This is a genomic window from Chryseobacterium sp. SIMBA_038, from assembly GCF_046535115.1.
GTDB lineage: Bacteria > Bacteroidota > Bacteroidia > Flavobacteriales > Weeksellaceae > Chryseobacterium.
In genome coordinates this window covers 174,976-199,671 of sequence record NZ_JAWRXH010000010.1, presented here as the reverse complement: position 1 = coordinate 199,671, position 24,696 = coordinate 174,976, and the positions used below count along the sequence as shown (strand labels likewise).

Below are 24,696 nucleotides of genomic sequence, written 5' to 3'. Positions count from 1 at the left end.
AATTAAAATTACTCTTTTTATGAAAACACTCCTTAAATTTCTAATATCAAATGTCCACTTTTTGCTGACGATTTACAGTCATTAAAGTATACTAAAACCTAAATAAATATCTAACTTTAGAATCATATAAACAAGGTAAAAACAATTATTAATTCAACTTTGAAAGATTATTGCAGGACTCCACAAGACAGGCGAACATCTTCCTATCAGTATATTTGAGAATATCTTAAAATACTACCATGTCATCTCCTTTTATAAAAGTATTTATATCCACACTATTCTTTGTACAAACATTTACGCTGTTTTTCAGTCAGCAAAAGTCTGATTTTGAAAAAGCTAAATATGGATTTCTAAATCCACAAGACAGCACGCGAACAAAAGTATGGTGGTTTCATGGAGAAACAGAAACTACAAAAGAAGGAATTACGGCAGACTTAACCGCATTCAAAAAACAAGGCGTCGGAGGGGTTGTCTACTATGACCAGAGCCACGGCAAAGCAGAAAAAGCATTGAAAGGGTTTTCAAAAGAATGGTGGGAAATGCTGAAATTCGCATCTTCTGAAACGAAGCGTTTGGGATTAACTTTTGAACTCCATATTTCCAATGGATATGTGGCTGGAGGACCATGGATCACCAACGAGACAGCTATGAAACGTCTAACTGCGACTGAACTTTTAATAAATGGCGGTAAAAAATTTAGCGGAAAACTTCCTGAGCCTAAAAACAAATTCAACTTTTACAAGGATGTTGCCGTTCTTGCTATTCCGGCTTACCAAGGAGCAGGTAAAACTTCCTTTACAGAAAATATAAAAATCACTTACAATATCAAAGGATTGGATCTTCCAAAACTTTTTGATCCTTATTCGGGTGCTTCCATTAGAATTCCAAGAAATAATTCCGGATATTATATAGATATTGAGTTTCCGGAAACTTTTGAAGCAAGAAGCATCAGTTACAAAATGCAGCCAAGGGGAAAAGCAACCACCAGCGCGACAAATGTTCCGGCACCACCCTCAGATATATTTACTGGAACAGGGTATAGAGTTTTACCTGATTTTGGTCAGCTGGAATTTTCAAACGATGGAATCCATTTTCAGAAAGTATGCGACCTAAAACCTATCTATAAAGCACATGAAAGCTGGAGACAAAAAACAGTTTCTTTTAATGTTGTGAAAGCTAAATATTACAGATTGAATTTACATGATTGGTGGGAAGAATCTGAAAAGAATCAGGAACTGCTCTTAAACTCTATTGTATTGAATTCAAGTGCAATGGTCGATCAATATGAAGAAAAAACAGGTCTGTTTTCCGAATATATAGAAAAAGACAGAACGCCCGAATTTAAAGCTGATGAAGTAATCCGCTCAAAAGATATTTTAAATATTACAGATAAATTAGATTCAAACGGCATTTTAAATTGGAATGCTCCCAAAGGTGATTGGCTTATCATGAGGTTTGCATACGAGCCTACCGGTGCAAGCACCAAACATGGACGTTCGAATCTTATCGGAAAGGAATGTGATAAATTATCCGTTAAAGCCGCAACTTTACACTGGAATAACTATGTTGCCATTATTGCAGATTCTTTAAAAGCATCAGGCAATAACAATCTTTCGGGAATCGCAATGGACAGCCACGAAGCAGGTGCTCAGAACTGGACTGATACATTTATTGAAGAGTTTAAAACAAGACGTGGGTACGATCCTACCCTGCTCCTGCCTTCAATGGTCGGTTATATTGTTGATGACGTTAAAAAGACAGATGGATTTTTATTTGATGTCAGAAGAAATATTGCTGATATGATTTCAGAAAATTACTACGGTACGTTCGATAAATTAGCCAGACAGAGAGGACTTGTTTTCACAGCACAGGCAATCGGAAATGCGTTGTGTATCGTCGGAGATCCGATTCAGGCAAAAAGTAAAGTCGAAAAACCACAGGGTGAGTTTTGGGCAATCCATCCGGATGGAAATTATGATATCAAAGAAAGCCCATCCGCAGCTCACTTGTACGGAAAACCTATTGCTTCAGCGGAAGCCTACACTGACGCAAAATATTCAACGTCTTTGGCTGAATTAAAATCTCTTGCAGATTATGCCTATGCTTTTGGTATTAATGAATTTGTAATCTGTGCATCCGCATATCAACCCTGGTTAGATAAATTTCCGGGAAGTACAGGCGGAGGACGACACTACGCAATCAACAGGAATAACACGTGGTGGGAATACAGCAAGCCTTTCTGGGATTTTCAGTCTCGAAGTGCTTACCTGATGAGAATCGGTAAATATGTCGCAGACATTTGCGTTTATCTCGGAGAAAATGCTCCCGTGAAAATCTTAACCTATCGTTTACCAGACATTCCCGGAGGATTTGATTTTGATGCTTTCTCAACCGATGCTCTTTTAACAAGAATGGATGGAGAAGATGGAAAAATAATTTTACCCGACGGAGTTTCTTATAAAATGATGGTTCTGCCAAGAAATGGAGATATTACGCTTACCGCTTTAAGAAAAATAGCTGATATCGTCTATAAAGGAGGAAATATTTATGGATCAAAACCTTTAAAATCAGGTTCAGCAGCAGATATAGGAAAAGAAAATGAGTATCAAAAACTGACCGAGAAATTATGGGGACAAAATCCTTCATTGATTGGCTCTAAAAAGTATGGCAAAGGTTCGGTTTACTGGGGAGGTAATTTAAAATCTACTTTGGAAACAGCGGATATCAAGGCTGATTTATCCTTAGAAAAATCTGATACTAAATCTTCTAAAATTTACTTTAATCATCGAAAATTTAATGATGTAGATTTATTTTTCATAGATAATCATAAGGATATTGAAGAACAGAATATTTTCACATTTTCTGCAAAAGGAAAATATGCACAATTATGGAATGCTTCTACAGGTCAAAGGTTTGCAATGCCAATAACAAAGAAAACGAATGAATCAGTTTCCATTAATCTAACTTTAGCGCCAAAAGAATCACTCTTCATTATTATAAGTGATTTTTCGGAGGAACTTCTCCCAATACATTCAGAAAAATTGACAGAAATTCAGCCTGATTTATTAAAAAATTCATGGAATGTATCATTCGACAAAAGCAAAGGCGGGCCGGGACAGGTGAAATTTAATGAACTAAAAGACTGGACAAGCTTTGACGATTTTAAAATAAAATATTATTCCGGAACAGCAGTTTACGATAAAACTTTTCAATATAAATCTAAAAACGAAAAGGTATTTCTTGAATTGGGTACTTCGGGTGCCGCAGCACAAGTCTTTATTAATGGGAAAAATGCGGGAATTGTATGGTGTTCCCCTTGGAGGATAGAAATTTCAGATTTATTACGAAACGGAAAAAATCATCTGGAAATCAAAATATCAAACTCACTGATGAACCGTATGATTTATGATGCAAAAATTCCTGAGAAAGACCGTGTAACCTTTTCTTATCCTGAAATTATAACTCCTGAAGACAAATTAACTCCATCAGGACTGACTTCTGTAAAATTACTTAGATAGCAATAAATTTGACTGTACCAAATTATGTCTTTATATATAATTTCAATTTTTACATTAAAGTATAAATTAAATACTATCTAACACCTTCAAAATACTATCAATATCTTGTAGTAAATGGTTTGAATAGAGTCCTGTCAAGTTCACAAACGTCCAAATGGCTCCAATTTAATCCAAATTGAGCCATTTTTTTGATTTTGATTCCTAAATAATCCAGATTAACGTTTAAAAATAATTAAATCAGCGGGATTAGTTTACAAATCCCAATTCTTAAGATACTAGGATACTTTACCTCTCTGTTTAACACAAGAATGCAATAATCGGGTTCAGTACTGATACTTCTACCCACATATTTCTTAAAAAATAACTTTCGCAATGTTCCTCTATTTTTACCTTTAGTATTCATAAATTTGCAGTTATCTATTTTAATAAACTATGATCAAAAGTTACCCCACAAAGCCGATCGACAAGATCACACAGCCCGTTCAGCGATTTATCCAACAGGAAAAGTCAGGAGGATTACTTTTAGGGATCAGTGTGATCATTGCTTTGATTTTGGCCAATTCACCATTATCCGATGGCTACCATCATTTTCTGGAACAGACCTTTGGATTTCAATGGAATGGGGAAAGTTTTTTCGATTTTACCGTCCATCACTGGATCAACGACGGATTGATGTCTATTTTCTTTTTCGTGGTGGGGCTTGAGCTTAAACGGGAGATCATCGGTGGTGAGCTTTCCAATCCACGAAAGGCCATGCTGCCCATTGTTGCCGCAGTTGGGGGAATGGTAATGCCGGCATTGATCTTCCTGCTACTTAATCCGACCGGGGCAATGCACAAAGGTTGGGGAATACCTATGGCCACCGATATTGCCTTTGCTTTAGGCGTGCTTTTTCTGTTGGGGAAAAAGATCCCACTTTCCCTCAAGGTATTTTTAACTGCATTGGCAATTGTGGATGATCTGGGAGCAGTTCTGGTGATCGCATTTTTTTATACATCGAACATCGAAATGACCTACTTGCTGATAGGACTTGGTATTCTTGCAGTGATGTACCTGGGCAATAAGCTTGGTGTGAGATCGATCTTCTTTTTCGCATTCCTTGGCATCTGCGGCGTATGGATCTGCTTTGTGATTTCAGGCGTTCACGCCACGATCGCTGCTGTCTTGGCTGCTTTTACCATTCCGGCAGATGTTAAGATCAAGGAAAATCTGTTCATCGCAAAGATCAGCAGCTATCTGGAAAGGTTTAAAAATTTAGACCCCACTGAAAATACACCTACATTGACAAACGACCAGCTGCATGTCCTGGAAAAGATCAATGAAGCGACAAATGCCGCCACTCCTCCCCTTCAGATATTGGAACACGCGATGCATCCCGTTGTAACTTTCGTTATCATACCGATCTTTGCAATAGCCAATGCCGGAGTTTCCCTGAATATTGACCTTAACAGTTTATTTGACACCAATATAGCATTGGGTGTAGCATTGGGCTTGTTAGTCGGAAAGGTCTTAGGTGTCGTAGGCTTCACTGCTGTTTTTATTAAACTAAAAATTGCCCAATTACCTGAGGGAATGAATATCCGCAATCTGCTCGGACTTGGTTTTCTGGCATCCATTGGATTTACAATGTCCCTGTTTGTAACCTCCCTTGCCTTTAGTCACGAAGAATACCAGACACAGGCAAAGATAGGCATATTTGCAGCCTCCTTGATCGGAGGAATCATAGGCTATATTATTCTTAACAAAGATTCTAAAACGACGCAAAACGATGAATAATATTTTTAATTTTATTAATCTTCACAATGGTGAGGAGAAAAAGGATAAGGTACTGGAAAATGTGACGTCCAACATCTCTTTCAGAGGTTCCAATCTCTGGATATTAGCTTGTGCTATCATCATTGCATCCGTTGGGCTTAACGTCAATTCTACTGCGGTCATTATTGGAGCCATGCTTATTTCTCCATTGATGGGTCCTATTGTCGGAGCAGGATTTGCGCTGGGAACCTATAATTTTCCTCTGCTTAAGAAATCTTTTAAGAACCTTCTTATCGCAACAGTGGTCAGTCTAATTGTTTCAGCACTTTACTTTTACATCAGCCCTTTCAAGGATGTACAGTCAGAACTTTTGGCAAGGACTGCACCCAACATCTACGATGTTCTGATCGCTTTTTTTGGTGGTCTGGTAGGTGTCATAGCCATAACAAGGGTAGAGAAAGGAAATCCTATTCCGGGTGTTGCCATTGCAACGGCATTGATGCCTCCCCTGTGTACGGCCGGATTTGGTCTTGCTACTTTTAATTTTTCTTATTTCATCGGCGCATTCTATCTTTACAGCATCAATTGCTTTTTTATATGCATTGCTACTTTTCTTGTCGTGAAATATCTGCATTATCCCTCCTCTATTGTTGACAGCAAATATGAAAAAAGGATCAGGTACGGCATATCTTTCCTGATATTGATAATGATCGTTCCCAGTTCCTACTTGGCCTACAACCTGTACAATGAAAAGAAATTCACGAAGACCGCAGAACTTTTTCTTCAGAAAGAATTTGAAAAGAATGGATACACATTGATCTATAAAAAGATAAACTACAACGCCACTCCCAAGACCATCGACGTTGCATTCCTTAATAAAAAATTCACTACTGAAGAGATCAAGTCCTATAACAAAATGCTCTCTGATAACGGGCTTGCAAACACAAAGATCAATATCAGGCAAAACAATTCCGATCTGAAATCGGAGATACTGAGTGAGATCAACAAAAACAATACAAACCTGTCAGAGAAGGACATAGCATTATCCAGCCTGCGGTCAGAACTAGATAATTATAAAGTTTCAGACTCCACATTAGGCAAAGAGATACAGATCCTATATCCGGATATGTCCGGCGTTTCTTACGGAAAGATAGCCCAATATCCCGAAACGGACAGTGCCAGGCTTCAATTTGTGATGATCTACTCGGGAAAGAAAGTGAATGAATTACAGCTCAAAAGCTGGCTTGAAAAAAGACTGAATGAGAAAAATGTCAAACTTTTAAACAATTCTGAAAACTAGATTGAAATATAATTCAAAAATGCCATTCCAAAATTGGAATGGCATTTTTCCAATTGATAGATTTTAAGATAACATATCTGGAGTCTGAGCGAAAAAGTAAGGTCGCAGGATGTCTTCAAAATTATACAATCCTTTCAGTTTGCCTTTAAGGTTCTCAGCGACAAACAATGCACCGCTTCCAAATGCTTCTCGTGATATGGATTCGTGGACAAGTCGAACGGTCTGGTAGGGAAACCCAAAGATGACTTCGTGTTTTCCAATGATACCGCCAGCCCTGACAGAATTGATGCTTTCTGTCTCTATATCCAAAGTTTCCGCAATTTTCATCGCTGTTCCCGACACGCCGGATTTGGCTTTGAAGTGTTCCTCGACCACTTCAATATCAACACCAGGCGCTATATTTTTTAACAGCGATGCCGCAAAGAGCAGGTAGTTGACGCCTAATGTGATGTTAGGTGACCAAAACACCACAGTGTCCCTTGCAAGTTCTTTCAGAACTTTGATCTCATTTTCTCCGTAGTGCGAAATGGCTGAGATGATCTTGATCTTTTTACGGGCTGCGAACTTGCCATAAAGATGGATGCTTTCTTCGTTGGAAAAATCAATAACAAAGTCTACAGGATGATCCTCAAGTAATGTTTCAATGTCCGTACTGCTTTGAGAATAGATCAATGCGTCATCCGGTGAAGATATTCCAAGAATATCTTTTGCAGAAAGCTTATTCAACGTATCAGTTTTCTTCAGAACCCATTCCAGTGAAAAATCCTTGTGCTGAAGAATAACATTCGCTACCGCTTTACCTGCCTTCCCAAATCCTAATAATCCTATTTTCATAATTACAATTTTTATATTTTTTAATTGATGATTTCGAATAATTGATCGTAGTAATATACAAAAAAAATGAAAGATCGTTTTCTACCATACTTTTAGATATTGATCATATTGATTTCGCAGATGTAGAGATGCCTATGCCTTATCATTTTGGTATATATGTAATAACAAAATGTGAATTATAATTAAGATCATAACGCAATAGAAAGCGATCAAAATTAGTTTTCAGTTATACTCATTCTTAAAAGCTTGCCTATAAATTATACCACTTTCACAGCATTTTCTAACATATATTACTATAAAGATTAGCGAACTTTGCAGATCAATATACTGATGTAAATACCATTTCAAATGCAAAATTCAATCAATACAATTCTTTTAACCACCGACTTCACAGAAAAATCGCAGAATGCATTGTTGATGGCATTAAATATCGCTTCTAGGCATCACTCACGTCTTATTGTACTGCACAATATTGATAATTTATTTGTGATCGACAAGACCGGAAAACAATTATTGGGTGCCGATATTGTAAAAGACAATGTGCAAAGAGCCGAAAATACTTTGCGCCAAATGGAAATATCTCTAAAGGCTCAGTATCCAACATTGATCATTGAAACCATCCTTAAAAATGATAGTCTTATACATGGCATTAACGAAGTCATCGAAGATCAGGATGTGGACCTTGTGGTATGCGCTACATCTGGAAAACAAAACTTCGTTCAGGTCATTGTTGGTTCATTGTCTTACGAGATCCTGACGGGTTCAAACACTTCCGTACTTTTAGTTCCGGAAAGTTGCAAAAAATATACATTTGAAAAAATACTTGTTCCGGTAAGGGTACTGGACGATCTGTCAGATAAGATAGATCTTTCGGTAACCATTGCCGAAAAGAATAAAGGCGTCATTAATCTATTAGGGATCAGCGATCAGGAAGATGTCAGTAAAATTAGAAGTGCCTATCTGGAAATCAAAAGAACACTTGAAGAAAGTTCGCAGGAATATAGATCTCAGTTTGTTATGACCGGCGAAAAGGCAATACAGATCTCAGAACATTCCAAGGATGACGAAGCAGACATTATCATTCTCAATTACCGGGATGAAAACAGCTGGAAATCATTTTTCCTGGAAAATTTCTTTAAACAAATAATCAACAACACGGATATTCCCTTATTTTTTCTAAAGAATAAATATGAAAAGAAGCAAAGTCTGTCAAATGCCAATGTCGGTTATGATATCACGCTTCCGCATCCGGGATAAAATAAATTCTATGATCAAAATACAAAAATATTCAGAAAAAGATAAAATAGCAGAAGATCAGAAGGAAGAGATTGTGAAATTTCTCTTTGAACATTTGGAACAATATGGCGATCCACAAGGCGACATTGCTTCAGCAGTCAACTATTCCTTAGGCCATCAAAACAAACCGGGCGGAACCATTGTCACAGCTACAGACCAAAACAGTCAAAGACTTGTGGGAGCAGTCGTCTTGAACAAAACCGGAATGGGCGGTTATATCCCTGAAAACATACTTGTCTATATCGCAACCGATAAGCAATTGCGCGGACAGGGAATTGGCAAACTTCTCATGCAAAACGCCATTGACTCTTGTGAGGGGGACATTGCACTCCATTGTGAACCTGAAAATCCTGCCATGCAGCTTTACAAAAAATTAGGTTTCACCAGCAAATACCTTGAAATGCGATTAAAAAAATAAAATGTCATACATCACTCTAAATTCAAATAAACTAAAATATAATTACCATTATCTTGATCAGCTTTTTGCAGAACACAACATTGAATGGGCGGTAGTGGCCAAACTATTGTGTGGAAACGAGAAATTTTTGGAATGTCTGCTCGAATTTTCTGATAAAGAGATCTGTGACTCCAGACTGACGAACCTGAAGCACATCAAAAAAATATCACCTAAAACACAAACTATCTATATAAAACCGCCGGCCAAACGATTGGCAAAAAGCATTGTAAAATATGCCGACGTCAGTTTCAACAGTGAAATTGAAACCGTAAAAGCACTTTCGAAAGAAGCCGTGTTGCAAAACAAGATACACAAGATCGTTATCATGATAGAGATGGGAGAATTGCGGGAAGGCATTATGGTCAGGGATCTCTCCCGTTTTTTCGGTAAAGTGAAAAAATTCCCCAACATCGATGTTGTCGGGATCGGAACCAATCTTAATTGCCTGAATGGTATTTTACCGGATGAGAAAAAATTGATAAAACTCCATAGTTTTAAAGAGATCATCGAAGAATCACATCAAACAAGAATACCTTTCATCTCTGCAGGATCATCGGTCACCATTCCTTTGATATTTCAGAATAAGATCCATTCCGGAATCAATCATTTCAGGATAGGAGAATCTTTATTTTTCGGAACGGATGTGTACAACGATTCAACTATCAGCGGGATGTACCAGGATGTTTTCAGACTTACCGCCGAGATTATTGAAATTGCACAAAAGCCGATGATACCTGCAGGTGATGCCGGAACAAACCTTACCGGCGAAACACCGCAACACGATGTATCAAAAAAAGGAAAAACATCTGTGAGAGCTATTGTTGACGTTGGTGTGCTGGATATTGACCACAAACAGATTGAACCAATTACGGAGAATGTCAAGATCATAGGTGCGAGTTCGGATATGATGATCTTGGATCTCTCGGATAACCCAAATAATTTAAAAGTCGGTGACAATGTAGACTTTAGCATGAGTTATCTGGCTGTTTTGCGTGCGATGAATTCCGAATATGTAGATAAGTTGATTGATCACGAAATCCAACCTGCAGAGTTTAAAATTTTGGAAAACACAAATTAACTTTCATTTACTTTTGCTAAACATCGCAATTGAATTAATATCCATATATTTGATTAAAATAGAAGAATCTGATTCCAAACATACTTTCTCTGACATTAGGCAGGCTCGACCTACGTTCAGCAACGAGGAATGAATTTCTGATGATGCCTTTTTCTGCTTTTAATGGTAAATTAAAGTCAGGATTGCATTATAAAAATAAATTTTATGCGGTCTTGCTTTTCGAAAATGCAGATGGCTCCATCATCATCGATGATCAGGAATTTGAGTTGAAATCACATACTTTTTTTTTCATTAACTATAATCAGGTCTACTACTTCAAAGACCACGAAATTATTGAAGGTGAAGTCATTTTATTTACCAAATCATTTTACAACCACGTCTATACAGGTAATAAAATGATCAAAAGCGACACTGCACTTCATAACGTTTCCCCATTTATTTCATTAAAATCTGAAAACTTATCAGATATCAAGCAGACATTAAAGGAACTTAGAAGTGAATATCAATCTCACCGGCAATCCAGAAAAGAAATCCTATGCCTGCTTCTGAAAGTTTTTGTGCTGAAATATATTAGAAATTCATCCAAAAAAGACCTTATCAACCGTTCGGTAGATCACAAGAAGAAATTGGTAGATGATTTCCATGATCTTGTAAACCTACATTATAAGGAATTGAAAACCACTTCAAAATATGCAGAGAAATTAAATATAAATTCCAGCTATCTTAATACATTGGTAAAAGAAATCCTTGATATTACAGCAGGACAGGTCATCAAAAACAGAATAATCCTGGAAGCAGAAAGATTATTGCTTCACACCTCTCTATCAATCATCGAGATTTCGTATGAATTGGGTTTCAATGATAATTCTCATTTTGGAAAGTATTTTAAATCTGCCAGGGGTGTATCTCCAAATAAATTCCGGATAGTTCAATTAAAATAACAGATCCTGAATTAAATTGCGTCCTATGTTTGTTTCTAAGAATGTAACTTTTGATAGCTTATTATATTATTATTCTGTCTGCGTATTGTTATCACTGCTTATAAACATTTCGTTTGACTCTTCAGCAACTATCTTAAGGAACCGGTCATAGTGTTTTAGAACATCGCTGATCAATTCATTTTTGGTAAAGTACTGAACATCGTATCCTTCCCGTGAATCACCAAAATAGGTTTTAGGGAAATAAGTAACATTGCTATCCAGGTCTGGCAGGTTGTCATCATCCACCATGTATTCGGAAACAATTCTTTTCTGCCCCATCACTCCATAGATAAAATTATTGACCACATCGTGATGGATTTCTAAATTGATCTTTAGATCATCCGGTATATGATTGATCTCAACAGCAATTCCATTTAATAAAAATTCTTCTTTTAATTCTGTGAAAGCAGGCAAGACCTGGCCGTCTATAAAAGTTTTCACGGAGTCTTTCGTTTTAAAAGAAACAATTTTTTTAAGCCGTTCTTTCCAGAATTCGCCTGACCATGGTACTGTAGAAACCGAAAGTCCTTTTTCGTAATACCGGTAATCTATCACGAGAGCTTTCATCAATGAGACAACAAATAAAATCATAATGACCGCAAACGGCAGCGCAGTGATAAGTGTCATCGTCTGCAATGCTTCAAGTCCGCCTGCATTAAGTAGCATAAGGGCTAATGTTGCCAGAAGTATTCCCCAGAATACCATTTGGATCTTAGGTGATTTACTTGAATTTTTGGAGGATATACTATCCATTACCAGCATTCCTGAATCTGCCGAAGTCACGAAAAAGATGATTATTATTGCCAGAACAATAAAACTTAAAACTTTGGAAAGAGGAAGATATTCTAAAAACCTGAACATCAAAGCATCCGGATCAGAAACCAAGGCACTAAGTGCGCCATTAGCCACGTTGAAGTCAAACCAGATCGCACTGTTCCCAAAAACCGACATCCAAATAAAATTGAATAAGGTAGGAATGATCAAAACAGCGGCAATGAATTCACGGATACTCCTTCCTTTTGAAATCTTAGCAATAAATAGACCTACAAAAGGTGACCAGGAAATCCACCACGCCCAATAAAGAATGGTCCAGTTATAAAACCAGGGGAGTGTTTTCTGCTCATAAACGTGGGTGTTGAAAGTCAGGTCAAAAAAGTTATTGATATAATTTCCCAGGCCATAGGTGAAACTTCCAATCAGATAAACGGTCGGTCCTAAAAACAGGACAAATAAAAGAAGGATAATTACGATAACAACGTTGATATTACTTAAGATCTTAACTCCCTTATTAACTCCTGATGTCGCTGAGAAAACGGCAATCGATACTAAAACTAGAACAATTAATATCTGATAGGTGAATCCCGTCTCAGGCAAGATTTTCAGCGTTTCCAATCCGGAATTAATTTGCACAACCCCAAATCCCAGCGTTGTCGTAATACCGAAAAAGGTACTGCATAAAGCAAATATATCAATCACATCGCCCCATTTACCTTTAATTCTGTCCTTTAACAATGGATAGAGGCAACTGCGGAGTGACAAAGGAAGTCTGTAACGATAGGTAAAATATGCTAAACAGAGACCTACGAGACCATAAATTGCCCAGGCATGAATTCCCCAATGGAAGAAAGTATAAAGTTGTGCGTTTTTTCCCCTGCTGATAATATGACTTTCAGAAAAAGCATCTGTAGAATAATGTTGCAGAGGTTCTGCAACGCTAAAATACATGAGGCCTATTCCCATCCCAGCAGCAAAAAGCATGGAAATCCAGGAAAAGAAAGAATGTTCAGGTTTACTGTCATTGGTTCCCAATCTGATTTTTCCGTATTTGCTAAACATCAGAAATACGAGAAAGATCACAAATATTGTTACGCACCATACATAGACCCAGTTAAGATTAACAAATATAAAATTCTTAATCACATCTAAAACAGTCTTAATCTCGACAGGAAACAATACTGAGAACAGACATATTCCCACTATAAAAATTAAGCTGGGTATTGTGACCCCTTTATCGAATGTAAACTTGAGCTTGGTTATGCGCTTGGATGAATTCATTACGGAGAGAAATTTTTAGTGTAATCTCAAATATACAGCTTTTAAAATAGCGGTATTATTTATGAACTTTGTGAATCTCGTTTGCACCAAGAAACGCATGCTAATCTTGTAATCATTTGCATATAAATTTCGGATCAATACTATTTTACAGTAGAAAAAATGGAATAAACAGATTGTTGGCATAAGATATTATGTTTGAAAATACTATGCATATATATAGAACAAAAACTTCGGATTCAACTTAAATAAAACTCTGCATCTTCTCTTTCTAAATCATATTAAATATATTTAAAATTTTATCAATATCTTCTAATAATTGGTTTGAATAGAGTCCTGTCAAATTCACAAACGTCCAAATGGCTCCAATTTATTCTAAATTGAGCCATTTTTTTGATTTTGATTCCAAAATAATCCAAATTAATGTTTCTTCAAAGTAACCATATTTTTATATAGAACTTAAAGGATCAGTTAACTTATGACATAGAAATTAATAAATCAGCGGGATTAGTTACAAATCCCAATTCTTAAGCTACTAGGATACATTACCTCTCTGTTCATTTAAAGATATCGGCTGAATTTTAATCCAAGCTGTAATTTTTTCTGATCATTTTCATACTCTTAAAATTAAAAAGTATAATAATTGTGTCCTAATAAAGTTAGCAACTCCAATATATAGATGTCACATAATCTAAATTATTATTTGCAAAATCAGTATTATTTGTTGAGGGCATCTCCGAAGAAGGAAAAATAAGTTTGTATAAAAAATGATTTTAGATGTTTGGTAAACCAAATCCAGCTTAACAATTACTTCTGTCATATGGTTTAAATTTTACGATTATGATTTAAGTCTAAAAAAATACCACAGATTAAATTTTTAGGGATATTGGTCTTATTCTTGGATAGGATTTGTTACACCAATCAAAAATATCCTATTATGAAGAAACATATTGTTGTGATAGGAGGAGGATTTGCCGGAATTAAATTCATCAAAACTATTGCTAAATCAAATGAGTTTCTCATTACTTTGGTTGACAGAAATAATTATCATTTTTTTCCTCCCTTAATTTATCAGGTTGCCACCGCCTTTATAGAACCTTCGCATATCAGCTTTCCTTTCAGAAAATTGTTTGCAGATTATAGGTATGTTCACTATCACATGGGAAGTTTTCTCAAAATTAATAAAGAAAATCAGATTATTGAAACTGATACCGGTAATTTAGGCTATGACTATGTAGTTTTCGCTTTAGGAACCGAAACTAATTTTTTTGGTCTGGAAAACGTGCAGAACTGTGCGCTCCCTATGAAAACCCTCCATGAAGCTTTATATCTCAAAAACCATTTATTATTGATCCTTGAAAAAGCATCACGAAATGAAGATACGAATAAAGCAGAAAGATTGCAGAATATCGTTATCGCAGGAGGCGGTCCCACCGGAGTTGAACTGGCAGGTATGATCGCAGAGATGGGGGCATATATTGCAGAAAAAGAATATCCCGAAATTGAACTTAACCTTTCTCATCTTTATCTCATAGATGCACTACCATCATTATTGGCACCGATGAGCGATGTTGCAAAGAAAACGGCATATGATAACCTGAAAAAACTTGGCGTAAATATTCTCCTGAACGTTTCTGTAAAAGATTATCTGGACGGAAATGTAATACTTTCTGACGGAAAAAAAATAAAGACCGAAACATCGATCTGGACCTCCGGAGTTATAGGTCGTGAAGTATCAGGGATTCCCGAAACTTCCGTTGGAAAAGGAAGAAGATTACTCGTGGATGAATTCAACAGAGTTCTAGGATCAGAAAATATTTTTGCACTGGGTGATATCTGTTTACAGTTATCAGATAAAAACTTTCCAAAAGGTCATCCTCAATTAGCGCAGGTCGCCATTCAGCAGGCAAAATTAGCAGCAAAGAATCTCAGAAAACAAGAAGCGAAGAAACCATTACAACCTTTTTCTTATCATGATAAAGGCAGCATGGCAATTATTTCAAAGTTTAATGCTGTTGTTGATTTACCCCAGTTTTCCTATACCGGCTTTTTTGCATGGCTCACATGGTTATTTATCCATATAATTCCGTTAACAGGATTCAGAAACAGAATCAGGCTTGCAATGGAATGGTTCAGATTATTTATCACCAATAATCCTTCTATACGGATGATTTTGCAACCCGTAAAAAACAGTCAGAAAAATAAAAATTAACTTTAAAATAAATAATTATGCTTAAAAAAATGTTAGCAGGATTAGGAGGCGCAATCGCTCTTAATCTTCTCCACGAGATCGTAAGAAAAAATTTTGATGATGTTCCACATATTAATGAAGTCGGAGAAGAGGCTTTACAAAAGATGACAGATTCAACAGCTTTTGAAATTTCTGATCCTGATAAATTGTATGCAGCAACTTTAGCAGGTGATATTGTAAGCAATGCCATATATTATGGAACAACAGCAACCAACCATAACTTCACAAGCGGAATTGCTGCCGGAATCGGTGCGCTCGTTTTACCTCAAAAGTTGGGATTAAATGATCAGCCGGTTGCTGAAAATAATAAAAAGAAAATAATGACTGTAGGCTATTATATTTTTGGAGCCTTGGTTACCAAATTCATCTACGACAAAATTAAATAAAAATTTACCCCTGACTTCAGGGGTAATTTTTTTAAACATAAAGAATGAACTATATGGATTGATATCGCTTTATGCTTAACGTAAATTTATGTACACAATATGAGTTCCCCTATGATTTTAGTCATAAAAGAAAGAAGTCAAAAATAAATTTCATTCGATTACACACATATTCTTCCATCACAAATACGAATAAGATTTTCTCTTTCTAGCTTTTTCACAGTTCTGATTACCGTTTCAACACGCAACCCGGTCAGATTTGCAAGTTGCTGTCGTGAAAACGGAACTTTGAATTTGAATGGCTCTTTTATCTGATGATGCGTTTTTAAAAACTCAAGAACTTTATTAATACGATGCGAAGAGTCATTAATTGACAATGTGGTCAGCATCTTATGCCGGTAAAACATTCTTTCAGAATTATGACGAAATAGATTGTGCATCATATCCCTGTTATTATCGATCATTGCCATAAAATTTGTTTTCAGCAATTTGATAATTACAGTATCACTGACCGTTACAGCATTGACGCAATATGGATAATCACTCCATAAAAAAGTTTCGGCAAAACAATGTCCACCAGAAGGAAGGCTATGGATAAATTCAGTACCATCTTCTCTATAGGTATTCAATTTAATAAGCCCTTCCCTTATTTGAAAATAATACTTTGGTAATGAACCTTCTAAAAAAATTGTTTGTCCAGCTATGTATTCTTGAATGACTGCCCCGTTTTTAAGAAGTATTTCTTCATTGATGACCATAAAAAATAAAATTATGAAGAGATTAAATTCATTTTTCACAGCACAAATTTAGCTTGAGCTTGTGTGAATTACTGTTCGTAAAAATATAAATATTCCTACTAAATGTTTATGATTGACGGCATAAAACAACATCACACTAATCTATTTTTATCACTTATTAAATTTAAAACAACACACTAAAACAAATATGTACAGCATAATAATTGAATAAATAAACCACACCACTCCATATTATTATGATCTCAAAAGTTGTCTACATTATTGTAGGCAACTTTTTAATTTAAGAGATATCACAAAAATACTTCCTCATACCACAAAATAAATACGAGGCATATTTATTGTTTATTTTTTTCTAAAATATTATTATGGAAAATTCAAAAACAATCACAGTACTCAACAATTTATTACACATTACCAATGATAGAATCAAAGGTTTTGAAAGAGTGGAAGGAAAAGTTTGGGAAAGCTATTCCGATTTGAAAGGAGAATATGACAAAATGATTTCTCAATCAAAAATAATGAAGAATGAAATCATCAATTTAATTACTGAAAGGGGCGGCAAAGCAGATGAAGATGCCTCATCTTTAGCAGGAAATCTCCATCGGGGATGGATAGACATTAAAAATTCCCTTCCCACAAGCAACAATGATCTTGAAACATTGGAAAACGTAGTTTTTGGTGAAAAGCATGCCATAGAAGCTTATGATAATGCTTTGAAAAGTGGCGATTTATGTAAAGAAAGTTCAGAGGTAATTTCTGATCAGCTCAAACAATTACGTGTTTCTTATAATCAATTCAGTAACATAGAAAAGTATAAAAGTAAAGATGACGAATAAAAATTCCTTTAAATCTTTATAAGGATGTTAATTTAGTAAATGCTAAGCGTCATTTGGGATAAACTAAATCAATTGATAGAAGGAGTAAAAAACCTTTAACAAGCAATTAATAAAAACCTTTGATAACTTAAAAAAAGTAATCCTGAAATTACCTCAGGATTACTTTTTTTAATAAATACTAGCTGTCATCTTTTATTTAAATTGGAAATCAATTTTTCAATTCGTTTAGATTATTAAACTTATTATATGATGATTTTAAGTGATGAAGCTGGTCACTTACCACTCTTGAACTTTCGGGGCAGAGATCTCCGCTGTCTAAAGCATCCTGATAGGCATCTATTGCTGCTTCCTCTCCAAAAACAACATTTTCTAAAGTTGCTTCAGTTTTATCACCCGAAAAAGAATTTTTAACATCAATCCATCCTCTATGGATAGCACCTGCTGTGCTTCCCGTATCATCAGGATTTCCACCTCGTTCTGTAATTAAATTGATCAGCTCTGTTTTCATAATTTGAGACTGACCGACCATTTGATCATAATCACCTTTTAAAGGTGAATACGTCTCCCATACCTTGTCTTCAACCTTTGCAAATCCCTGAATTCTGTCATTCGTAATGTTTAGCAGATCATTCAAAACTGCTACTGTTTTCTCGTTGTTCATAATAATATTTTTTGTGATGAGTCTTATCCATAACAACCGCTGTACCAAGCATAAACTTTAAATAATAATTCGGTCAAATTGTGGTACATTTTATTAATCACAACTAAAATGCAATTACGTTTTTTTCATTTTCACAATGATCTATCATGTTATTGACAAAGTGATCTTGCAAATTTTAGTGATCTTATTTCTAATTACTAAAATTTAAATTAATGGGTTGTTTTCGTAAACTAATTAACTATACCACTCGTGTATTTTTTGATAGACAATTTTTATCAACAACATATTTGCTTGGTCTGCTTTTTGAATTTATGCGATAATAATTAAAACATATTTAAAAAATTAAACTCTTTGTAGCTATGCATATCATGAAAAATATTTGGTTATTTTATTAAGCAGACTATATGAATTCATGCCACACTAAACGAATTTTTTAGGCAAAACAATGCAGAGATTTCAAAATTATCCTCAAGTACTTTTCTGTTTGTTTATAATACATATCTTATGCTTTTCAACCTGGCAATTCTGATTTTTTATAATGCCTGATCTCTAAAATTTTTCTGGCATTTTCTTTCAACACCAATCACAAAAACAATATTATTATGAAAAGAGACGGAAAAAACAAAAGCTTTTGGGAAGACCAAGCAATCAAGAATCGTATAAGCATTTATGATAACAAAAACTTCGATACCATCATTGTTGGAGCAGGAATAACGGGAGTTACTTTAGCAAAAGAATTGCAAAACCGTGGACGAAGCTGTCTGTTAATTGAAAAAGAAAATCCCGGTTTTGGAACGACCGGCGGAACTACAGCACATATCAATAATTTTTTTGATTCATCATACGACGAAATCATTAAAAATTTCGGCGAAGAGTCGGCTATTTTGTTAGCAAATGCAGCAAAAGAAACAATTCGTTACATAAAGCAAAACATCGTACACTATCATATTTCATGTGACTTTAATGAATGTAGCTATTATCTATTCGGTGCTGACGAAAAACAATCCAAAAAGCTTGACGACATATTAGAAGCACATCAAAAGATCGGAATTGAAACAGAACAAATCTTCAGCATTCCCTTTTCTCTTACATTTGAAAAGGCTATCGAAATAAAAGGGCAGGCACAATTTCATCCTTTGAGATATATTAATAAATTATTGAAAGAATACACAAAAAACGGAGGTGCTTTTCTTACAGAGACGCAGGTAAAAGATTTTGAAAATAAAGATGGAATGATAACTGTAATTACAGACACTCATTCTATGATTACCTCGAAAAATTTAGTTTGGGCAACTCATATTCCACCCGGAAATAATCGTTTTAGTGTACTTTTAGCTCCTTACAGAAGTTATGTTGCCACATTGAAACTTGCAAATCCGGTAAAATCAATGGCACAGACTGCCGATCTGTATGATCCGTATCACTATGCAAGATACCATAAATCCGGTAGCGATTATTTCTTAATTGTTGGTGGTTTTGATCATAAGACCGGAGACGAAAATGACACTGAAAAACATTTTAAAGATTTGATGAAATATGTAGACGAAAACTTTAAATATAAAGAAGTAGTTGCAAAATGGTCATCACAATTTTATTTATCCGCTGACGGACTACCATATATTGGAAAAATGCCGGGAGAGAAAAACATCTATATTTCTACAGGCTTCACAGGAAACGGAATGACATTCGGAACAATGACTTCAATGGTTATCCCAGACCTTCTTGACGGCAAAGAAACAGAATTATCAAAATTATTTGATCCGAGCCGTATAAAACCTGTTGCAAGCGCAAGAAACGTTCTGGACGAGGTAGTGAATGCCTCAGTACATTTTGTGAAAGATAAATTTACGGTAGATAAAATTGAGGAATTGAATGAAATTAATAAAGGAGAAGGTAGAATAATTAAACATGACGGTAAAACCTTTGCTGCTTACCGTGATGAAAAATCAGAAATCCATCTGCTTAGTCCTGTCTGTCCCCATACGGGATGTAATGTTGTATGGAATCCTTCGGAAGTTACGTGGGACTGCCCTTGTCACGGTTCTCGCTTTGACGTAGAAGGAAAGCTGCTGAACGGCCCTGCCATGAAGGATTTAAAGAAAATTGATGATTAGTAGTAGTGCAGAGACAATTATCTGAATATCAATTCAAATAAAAAATGATATGAAAGATCAAAATAATTTTGAATTTAAAGGCGGACAAGGCCAAGTCCTAGAACCAGAAACTTATAGAGATTCTATCGGCACAATGGAGCAATCAGGAAAGCGAAAATGGGTATTTCCAAAAAAACCAAAAGGCAGATATACCAATTACAGGAACATTGTAGCCTATACACTGCTAATTTTTTATTTTGCCTTGCCTTTTATAAAAGTTAATGGCAACCCTGCCCTGCTCTTAGATATTATCAACCGCCAAATCTTTATTGCAGGGCAACCTTTTTATCCCCAGGATTTTTTCATACTTACTTTAGGAGCAATTGTCTCTTTGATTTGCATTATCATTTTCACGATTGCTTTTGGAAGGATTTTTTGTGGATGGATCTGTCCACAGACGATATTTCTGGAAAACGTATTCCGAAAGATCGAATATGCTATTGAAGGAGATCGTAATAAGCAGATGAAATTGGACCGACAGGAATGGAATACCGAAAAAATAGGAAAAAGAAGTCTTAAATGGGGAATCTATATCATTCTGTCATTGGTATTTACGCATTTTATGTTTATGTATGTGGTTGGTTACAAGGAGGTTTTGAGAATTATCTCAGAAGGCCCATTCGAGCATCCTACAAACTTCATAGCCATGATTCTTTTAACAGCAGCATTCTATTTCGTTTTTGCATGGTTTCGCGAGCAGGTCTGTACACTGGTTTGTCCTTACGGAAGACTTCAGGGAGTGTTGATCGATAAAGAAACAATCAATGTATTCTACGATTTTAATCGTGGTGAAAACAGATCAAAATGGCGAAAAGGCGAAGATAGAGAGGCAGCTGGGAAAGGAGATTGTATTGATTGCTATCAATGTGTAGTGGTCTGCCCTACGGGAATTGATATCCGGGACGGTCAACAGCTCGAATGTGTTAATTGTACAGCTTGTATTGATGCATGTGATGAAGTCATGGATAAAGTAGGTTTACCAAAAGGACTGATCAGATATGCTTCAGAAAAGGAGATCGAGACCAGAATTCCTTCGAAATTTAATGCAAGAATGAAGGGTTTTACTATTTTGTTGGTAGCACTACAGTTTTTATTAGGGTATCTCTTATATAGTCGTGCTGATATGGAAGCTAAATTCATTAAACCTGCAGGAAGCACATTTTTTGTAAGAGACGGAAAAATTACCAATACATATAATTTTACTTTTTTAAATAAAACCAATAAAAACAAAATCGTTAGCATCAAGATTTTAGAGCCACAAAACGGAGAAATTTCTTATAGCGCATCAAGTAAAATAAAAGTTGAAAGAGACAAAATTACCAAAGGAACAATTAATATTAGTTTTCCGGAGAAACAGATCATACTTTCAAAACAAAATATTGATATTGGGGTCTACGATCAGGAAGGAAATCTACTCGATACGTATGAGACGTATTTTGAAGGACCATTTAAAATACAGTTTTAATATAATTATGAATTGTTATTGGCATTTTCTAATTCAAAAAGAACTAAATCCATTGCCCTTTGACGCAATTCGGGATGGCCTTTATCAAGAGCCAGAAGGATTTCATAGCATTCCTTCAGATAGCGGACCGCAAAAGAGAAATCATGCAGCGGAATTTCTTTACAGTTATCTAAAATATCAGCATATTTAATGGTTTGTGCAGCTGCGCTTATAGTACGTAACCTCTCAAGTTCCATTTTTTTTCTGGTATATATGTTTAATTTTGGGAAATCTTTTTTCACATATACATCAGTGAGTTCTATAACCAACTGAAGAGTATAATTTTTGTCACTTTCGTTCATCAACTCATCAAGGAAACTCAAAATATCATCTTTTTTCGTTTCTGTATCTTCTAAAACATCATGTAGAATGGCAGCTGATAATATAGTAACTTTATCCGTATAAAGTCTGCATGTTTCCATACCCTGATGGGATGTACAATATATTTATCGGGCGTATATTTTCTGGTTTGATCTCCATGTGCATGATCAGTAAATTCAATGATCTTATCTATAATTTCTGAATGTTCCATTGTATATGTGCTTAAATATCTATAATAAAACAGCAACTCGCTTGCCAGATACAGAATTGTTAATGTGACGTTTTTAAGAGAATTCTTACAGATATTCGTTTTAGATAATAAAATTTAGCGTTACTGTAATTTGGAAAGCAAAAGGAATCTAAAATATCAAATACATAAAATTTTATAAATAAATCATAAAATACTATATTAAAATACATCTTTAATACCGCACACACCATTAATAAATGATTTCTTTTACAAATATGACTCATGTCATATTTGTGAATATCGTCATATGCCTAACTTTGGTATACACCAATAAAGAAATTATGAATACGAAAAACCAAACTCTTAAAAGAACGTCAGTTATAGAAACATGATGTTTTTGCTGTTAAAGCAATTTTACTAAGAAGCAAAGCTAATTTACTTTATAGTCTATCAGTCACGGAATCAAAAAGGTGAGGTTTCTCTGTACCTATAAGTCAACTGTATCAGGGATGTTTTTGTAAAATGATTTCCGAAGTTCCATTAATTTGGGCTTTTAATAAATAAACCATAAAAAGATTATATTATGTCTATCCAACCAAGACTCCTGCATTCTGTAGGGGCTATAGAAGAACGCTTTCATGCCGGAGATTATATTTTCCGTGAAGAAGGCACCCCCCAATATTATTATCAGATTGTTGAAGGCGAGATCAAGCTTAATAATTACAGCAATGAAGGAAAGGAATTTATACAAAATATACTGTCTAAAGGTCAATGCTTTGGCGAAGCAATGCTTTTTATTGAAAAACCTTATCCTGTAAATGCTATTGCAATGAGTAACTGCACTATCCTCAAAATCAGCAGAGAAAAATTTTTAACCCTCATAGATATATACCCACAAATTGCATTAGATATCTGTAACGCTTTATCTGAAAAAACCTACAACAAATATATAATGATGCGGAAAATATCAAGCAAAAATGCTGTAGAAAGACTAACTGAAATGCTGGATCTGATGAAAGAAACGCAGGAAAAGAAAGAAAAATACACCTATGAGATTCCTCATACCCGTCAACAGTTGGCATCGTTAACAGGGTTGTGTGTTGAGACGGCAATAAGAGCCATAAAAAAAATGGAAGGAAATAAAATGTTGAAGATCAGGAATAGAAAAATCTACTATTAATAGCAATAGTTCGAGATTATTATTTCTTTAGCATTACCCTTCTTTTTCAATTGCTAGCTAAGGGTAATTCCAAACTTTTAAAAAAAGCATCATGGTTTTAGTTACGGGAGCAACAGGGCTTCTGGGCAGAGTAATAGTTCTGGAACTGGTAAAAAGAGGCGAAAAAGTAAGAGCTTGTAAAAGACCAGACAGTGATCTTTCTGATGTTCAAAAGTCATATGAATATTATACATCCAATGCTGATTACTTTTTTGATCTCATTGAGTGGGTTGATCTTGATTTTAATCAGCATCAATCTTTGTACACAGCATTGAAAGATATCACCGATGTTTATCATTGTGCTGCTAAAATCAGTTTTGACCCTCAAGATAAAGATGAGGTTTTGGAGACAGGTATTGTATGCACGAGAAATCTCCTGCGTGCTTGCAGGTATATGCCCGTCAAAAAGTTTTTGTTTGTAAGCTCTGCCGCCACACTTCGTGTCAATAAAAACGGATTGGAATCACAGATCAATGGCAATCATTCGGTAAAAACGTATTCGCCTTATGTCATTTCAAAATATATTGCTGAGAAAATGGTTTTGAGTGCCTATAAAAAGGGACTGAATGCTGTAATCATCAATCCGGCAATGATAATCGGTATCGGAAACCAGAAAAAAAACGACAGCCATTTGCTTGAAATTTTTAAGACTAATAGAATTACATTCCCTGGTGGTACTTCGTGTATTGATGTTCGGGACGTTGCCAAAATAGCCATAAGTCTTCTTGAAAAAAATATTTTTGGTGAGCGCTTCAGCTTATCTGCAGAGAATGTGCCTTATAAAGATCTTGCCTGCCAGATAAGGAATATAGAGGGATTGAAAAAGCCAATACTTTTTAAAAAGCGTATTCTAAAAGTTATGCAATATTTTCGACCGATTTTAAAACTGGTTGACGGTAATGCAAGATTTCTAACTGACGAGAATATAGAATTTATTTGCGATCACCAATATCATTCTAATAAAAAGATTAAAAACACAATCCCTTGTAGTTTTTATTCTTTGGCAGAATCCATCCGGTTTTATTATGGAAATTATATGATAGATAAATCTGAGTAAATGTTGAGAATCATTAGAAATCAGTATTTTTCCTGATGAGTTCTCTAAATGTATGATTTAGCTCATATTAAAAGATATTCTGATTTTATATTT

Annotated in this window: 19 protein-coding genes; 14 read left to right on the top strand and 5 right to left on the bottom strand. The window is 35.3% G+C overall.

What is annotated here, in order from left to right; all coding sequences use genetic code 11:
• Nucleotides 1-239 precede the first annotated feature (239 nt).
• The 3 genes from SB689_RS21320 (at nucleotide 240) to SB689_RS21310 (ending at nucleotide 6,573) form a co-directional block, all read left to right on the top strand.
• Nucleotides 240-3,518, top strand: a complete 3,279-nt coding sequence (locus SB689_RS21320) for a glycosyl hydrolase (RefSeq protein WP_410694102.1) — start codon at nucleotides 240-242, stop codon at nucleotides 3,516-3,518.
• Between the two features lie 432 nt (nucleotides 3,519-3,950).
• Nucleotides 3,951-5,294 carry a Na+/H+ antiporter NhaA gene (gene nhaA / locus SB689_RS21315; protein ID WP_410694101.1) on the top strand — a complete coding sequence of 448 codons (1,344 nt, stop codon included), beginning with the start codon at nucleotides 3,951-3,953 and terminating at the stop codon, nucleotides 5,292-5,294.
• Complete coding sequence (locus SB689_RS21310) at nucleotides 5,287-6,573, top strand: DUF389 domain-containing protein (RefSeq protein WP_410694100.1); 1,287 nt, start codon at nucleotides 5,287-5,289, stop codon at nucleotides 6,571-6,573. The genes nhaA and SB689_RS21310 overlap by 8 nt, the downstream gene beginning before the upstream one ends.
• A 63-nt stretch (nucleotides 6,574-6,636) precedes the next feature.
• Here SB689_RS21310 and SB689_RS21305 read toward each other — a convergent pair whose 3' ends face one another.
• The gene (locus tag SB689_RS21305; protein ID WP_410694099.1) at nucleotides 6,637-7,407 is read right to left on the bottom strand and encodes a 4-hydroxy-tetrahydrodipicolinate reductase; all 771 of its coding nucleotides are present in this window, start codon (nucleotides 7,405-7,407) and stop codon (nucleotides 6,637-6,639) included.
• A gap of 348 nt (nucleotides 7,408-7,755) precedes the next feature.
• Here SB689_RS21305 and SB689_RS21300 point away from each other — a divergent pair, with 348 nt between their 5' ends.
• The 4 genes from SB689_RS21300 to SB689_RS21285 all read left to right on the top strand — a co-directional run bounded on the left by SB689_RS21300 (nucleotide 7,756) and on the right by SB689_RS21285 (nucleotide 11,179).
• Nucleotides 7,756-8,664 carry a universal stress protein gene (locus SB689_RS21300; protein WP_410694098.1) on the top strand — a complete coding sequence of 303 codons (909 nt, stop codon included), beginning with the start codon at nucleotides 7,756-7,758 and terminating at the stop codon, nucleotides 8,662-8,664.
• Nucleotides 8,665-8,674: 10 nt separating this feature from the next.
• On the top strand, nucleotides 8,675-9,121 hold the full coding sequence (locus tag SB689_RS21295; RefSeq protein WP_079466821.1) for a GNAT family N-acetyltransferase: 447 nt from the start codon (nucleotides 8,675-8,677) through the stop codon (nucleotides 9,119-9,121).
• Between the two features lies 1 nt (nucleotide 9,122).
• The gene (locus SB689_RS21290; protein WP_410694097.1) at nucleotides 9,123-10,238 is read left to right on the top strand and encodes an alanine racemase; all 1,116 of its coding nucleotides are present in this window, start codon (nucleotides 9,123-9,125) and stop codon (nucleotides 10,236-10,238) included.
• 140 nt (nucleotides 10,239-10,378) lie between these two features.
• On the top strand, nucleotides 10,379-11,179 hold the full coding sequence (locus SB689_RS21285) for a helix-turn-helix domain-containing protein (protein WP_410694096.1): 801 nt from the start codon (nucleotides 10,379-10,381) through the stop codon (nucleotides 11,177-11,179).
• Nucleotides 11,180-11,248: 69 nt separating this feature from the next.
• Here SB689_RS21285 and SB689_RS21280 read toward each other — a convergent pair whose 3' ends face one another.
• On the bottom strand, nucleotides 11,249-13,273 hold the full coding sequence (locus SB689_RS21280) for a BCCT family transporter (protein WP_410694095.1): 2,025 nt from the start codon (nucleotides 13,271-13,273) through the stop codon (nucleotides 11,249-11,251).
• Nucleotides 13,274-14,207: 934 nt separating this feature from the next.
• On the opposite strand from SB689_RS21280, the gene SB689_RS21275 reads away from it, so the two are divergent.
• A complete protein-coding gene (locus tag SB689_RS21275; RefSeq protein ID WP_410694094.1) occupies nucleotides 14,208-15,482 on the top strand; it encodes an NAD(P)/FAD-dependent oxidoreductase in 1,275 nt (424 codons plus the stop codon).
• Nucleotides 15,483-15,499: 17 nt separating this feature from the next.
• Nucleotides 15,500-15,907: a hypothetical protein gene (locus SB689_RS21270; RefSeq protein WP_410694093.1), complete on the top strand. Its 408-nt coding sequence runs from the start codon at nucleotides 15,500-15,502 to the stop codon at nucleotides 15,905-15,907.
• 158 nt (nucleotides 15,908-16,065) lie between these two features.
• Here SB689_RS21270 and SB689_RS21265 read toward each other — a convergent pair whose 3' ends face one another.
• On the bottom strand, nucleotides 16,066-16,662 hold the full coding sequence (locus tag SB689_RS21265; RefSeq protein ID WP_410694092.1) for a Crp/Fnr family transcriptional regulator: 597 nt from the start codon (nucleotides 16,660-16,662) through the stop codon (nucleotides 16,066-16,068).
• A 365-nt stretch (nucleotides 16,663-17,027) separates the two neighbouring features.
• Here SB689_RS21265 and SB689_RS21260 point away from each other — a divergent pair, with 365 nt between their 5' ends.
• Entirely contained in the window at nucleotides 17,028-17,498 is a 471-nt protein-coding gene (locus SB689_RS21260; RefSeq protein WP_410694091.1) for a PA2169 family four-helix-bundle protein, read from the top strand.
• Nucleotides 17,499-17,706: 208 nt separating this feature from the next.
• Here SB689_RS21260 and SB689_RS21255 read toward each other — a convergent pair whose 3' ends face one another.
• Nucleotides 17,707-18,159, bottom strand: coding sequence for a ferritin-like domain-containing protein (locus SB689_RS21255; RefSeq protein WP_410694090.1), 453 nt, complete (start codon nucleotides 18,157-18,159; stop codon nucleotides 17,707-17,709).
• Nucleotides 18,160-18,761: 602 nt separating this feature from the next.
• On the opposite strand from SB689_RS21255, the gene SB689_RS21250 reads away from it, so the two are divergent.
• Both SB689_RS21250 and ccoG read left to right on the top strand, forming a co-directional pair.
• A complete protein-coding gene (locus SB689_RS21250; protein ID WP_410694089.1) occupies nucleotides 18,762-20,273 on the top strand; it encodes an FAD-dependent oxidoreductase in 1,512 nt (503 codons plus the stop codon).
• Between the two features lie 49 nt (nucleotides 20,274-20,322).
• A complete protein-coding gene (ccoG, locus tag SB689_RS21245; RefSeq protein WP_410694088.1) occupies nucleotides 20,323-21,777 on the top strand; it encodes a cytochrome c oxidase accessory protein CcoG in 1,455 nt (484 codons plus the stop codon).
• A 5-nt stretch (nucleotides 21,778-21,782) separates the two neighbouring features.
• Here the strand turns inward: ccoG and SB689_RS21240 are convergent, their stop codons facing one another.
• The gene (locus tag SB689_RS21240; RefSeq protein ID WP_410694087.1) at nucleotides 21,783-22,238 is read right to left on the bottom strand and encodes a metal-dependent phosphohydrolase; all 456 of its coding nucleotides are present in this window, start codon (nucleotides 22,236-22,238) and stop codon (nucleotides 21,783-21,785) included.
• A 672-nt stretch (nucleotides 22,239-22,910) separates the two neighbouring features.
• Between SB689_RS21240 and SB689_RS21235 the strand changes: the two genes are divergently transcribed.
• Together SB689_RS21235 and SB689_RS21230 are read left to right on the top strand one after the other, a co-directional pair.
• A complete protein-coding gene (locus SB689_RS21235) occupies nucleotides 22,911-23,507 on the top strand; it encodes a Crp/Fnr family transcriptional regulator (RefSeq protein ID WP_410694086.1) in 597 nt (198 codons plus the stop codon).
• Nucleotides 23,508-23,598: 91 nt separating this feature from the next.
• Nucleotides 23,599-24,603 carry an NAD-dependent epimerase/dehydratase family protein gene (locus SB689_RS21230; RefSeq protein WP_410694085.1) on the top strand — a complete coding sequence of 335 codons (1,005 nt, stop codon included), beginning with the start codon at nucleotides 23,599-23,601 and terminating at the stop codon, nucleotides 24,601-24,603.
• Nucleotides 24,604-24,696 lie beyond the last annotated feature (93 nt).

What these genes read in the sequence shown, in the direction of transcription:
- SB689_RS21320 (WP_410694102.1), top strand. Translation starts at nt 240, where the DNA reads ATGTCATCTCCTTTTATAAAAGTATTTATATCCACACTATTCTTTGTA.
- nhaA (WP_410694101.1), top strand. Translation starts at nt 3,951, where the DNA reads ATGATCAAAAGTTACCCCACAAAGCCGATCGACAAGATCACACAGCCC.
- SB689_RS21310 (WP_410694100.1), top strand. Translation starts at nt 5,287, where the DNA reads ATGAATAATATTTTTAATTTTATTAATCTTCACAATGGTGAGGAGAAA.
- SB689_RS21305 (WP_410694099.1), bottom strand. Translation starts at nt 7,407, where the DNA reads ATGAAAATAGGATTATTAGGATTTGGGAAGGCAGGTAAAGCGGTAGCG.
- SB689_RS21300 (WP_410694098.1), top strand. Translation starts at nt 7,756, where the DNA reads ATGCAAAATTCAATCAATACAATTCTTTTAACCACCGACTTCACAGAA.
- SB689_RS21295 (WP_079466821.1), top strand. Translation starts at nt 8,675, where the DNA reads ATGATCAAAATACAAAAATATTCAGAAAAAGATAAAATAGCAGAAGAT.
- SB689_RS21290 (WP_410694097.1), top strand. Translation starts at nt 9,123, where the DNA reads ATGTCATACATCACTCTAAATTCAAATAAACTAAAATATAATTACCAT.
- SB689_RS21285 (WP_410694096.1), top strand. Translation starts at nt 10,379, where the DNA reads ATGATGCCTTTTTCTGCTTTTAATGGTAAATTAAAGTCAGGATTGCAT.
- SB689_RS21280 (WP_410694095.1), bottom strand. Translation starts at nt 13,273, where the DNA reads ATGAATTCATCCAAGCGCATAACCAAGCTCAAGTTTACATTCGATAAA.
- SB689_RS21275 (WP_410694094.1), top strand. Translation starts at nt 14,208, where the DNA reads ATGAAGAAACATATTGTTGTGATAGGAGGAGGATTTGCCGGAATTAAA.
- SB689_RS21270 (WP_410694093.1), top strand. Translation starts at nt 15,500, where the DNA reads ATGCTTAAAAAAATGTTAGCAGGATTAGGAGGCGCAATCGCTCTTAAT.
- SB689_RS21265 (WP_410694092.1), bottom strand. Translation starts at nt 16,662, where the DNA reads ATGGTCATCAATGAAGAAATACTTCTTAAAAACGGGGCAGTCATTCAA.
- SB689_RS21260 (WP_410694091.1), top strand. Translation starts at nt 17,028, where the DNA reads ATGGAAAATTCAAAAACAATCACAGTACTCAACAATTTATTACACATT.
- SB689_RS21255 (WP_410694090.1), bottom strand. Translation starts at nt 18,159, where the DNA reads ATGAACAACGAGAAAACAGTAGCAGTTTTGAATGATCTGCTAAACATT.
- SB689_RS21250 (WP_410694089.1), top strand. Translation starts at nt 18,762, where the DNA reads ATGAAAAGAGACGGAAAAAACAAAAGCTTTTGGGAAGACCAAGCAATC.
- ccoG (WP_410694088.1), top strand. Translation starts at nt 20,323, where the DNA reads ATGAAAGATCAAAATAATTTTGAATTTAAAGGCGGACAAGGCCAAGTC.
- SB689_RS21240 (WP_410694087.1), bottom strand. Translation starts at nt 22,238, where the DNA reads ATGGAAACATGCAGACTTTATACGGATAAAGTTACTATATTATCAGCT.
- SB689_RS21235 (WP_410694086.1), top strand. Translation starts at nt 22,911, where the DNA reads ATGTCTATCCAACCAAGACTCCTGCATTCTGTAGGGGCTATAGAAGAA.
- SB689_RS21230 (WP_410694085.1), top strand. Translation starts at nt 23,599, where the DNA reads ATGGTTTTAGTTACGGGAGCAACAGGGCTTCTGGGCAGAGTAATAGTT.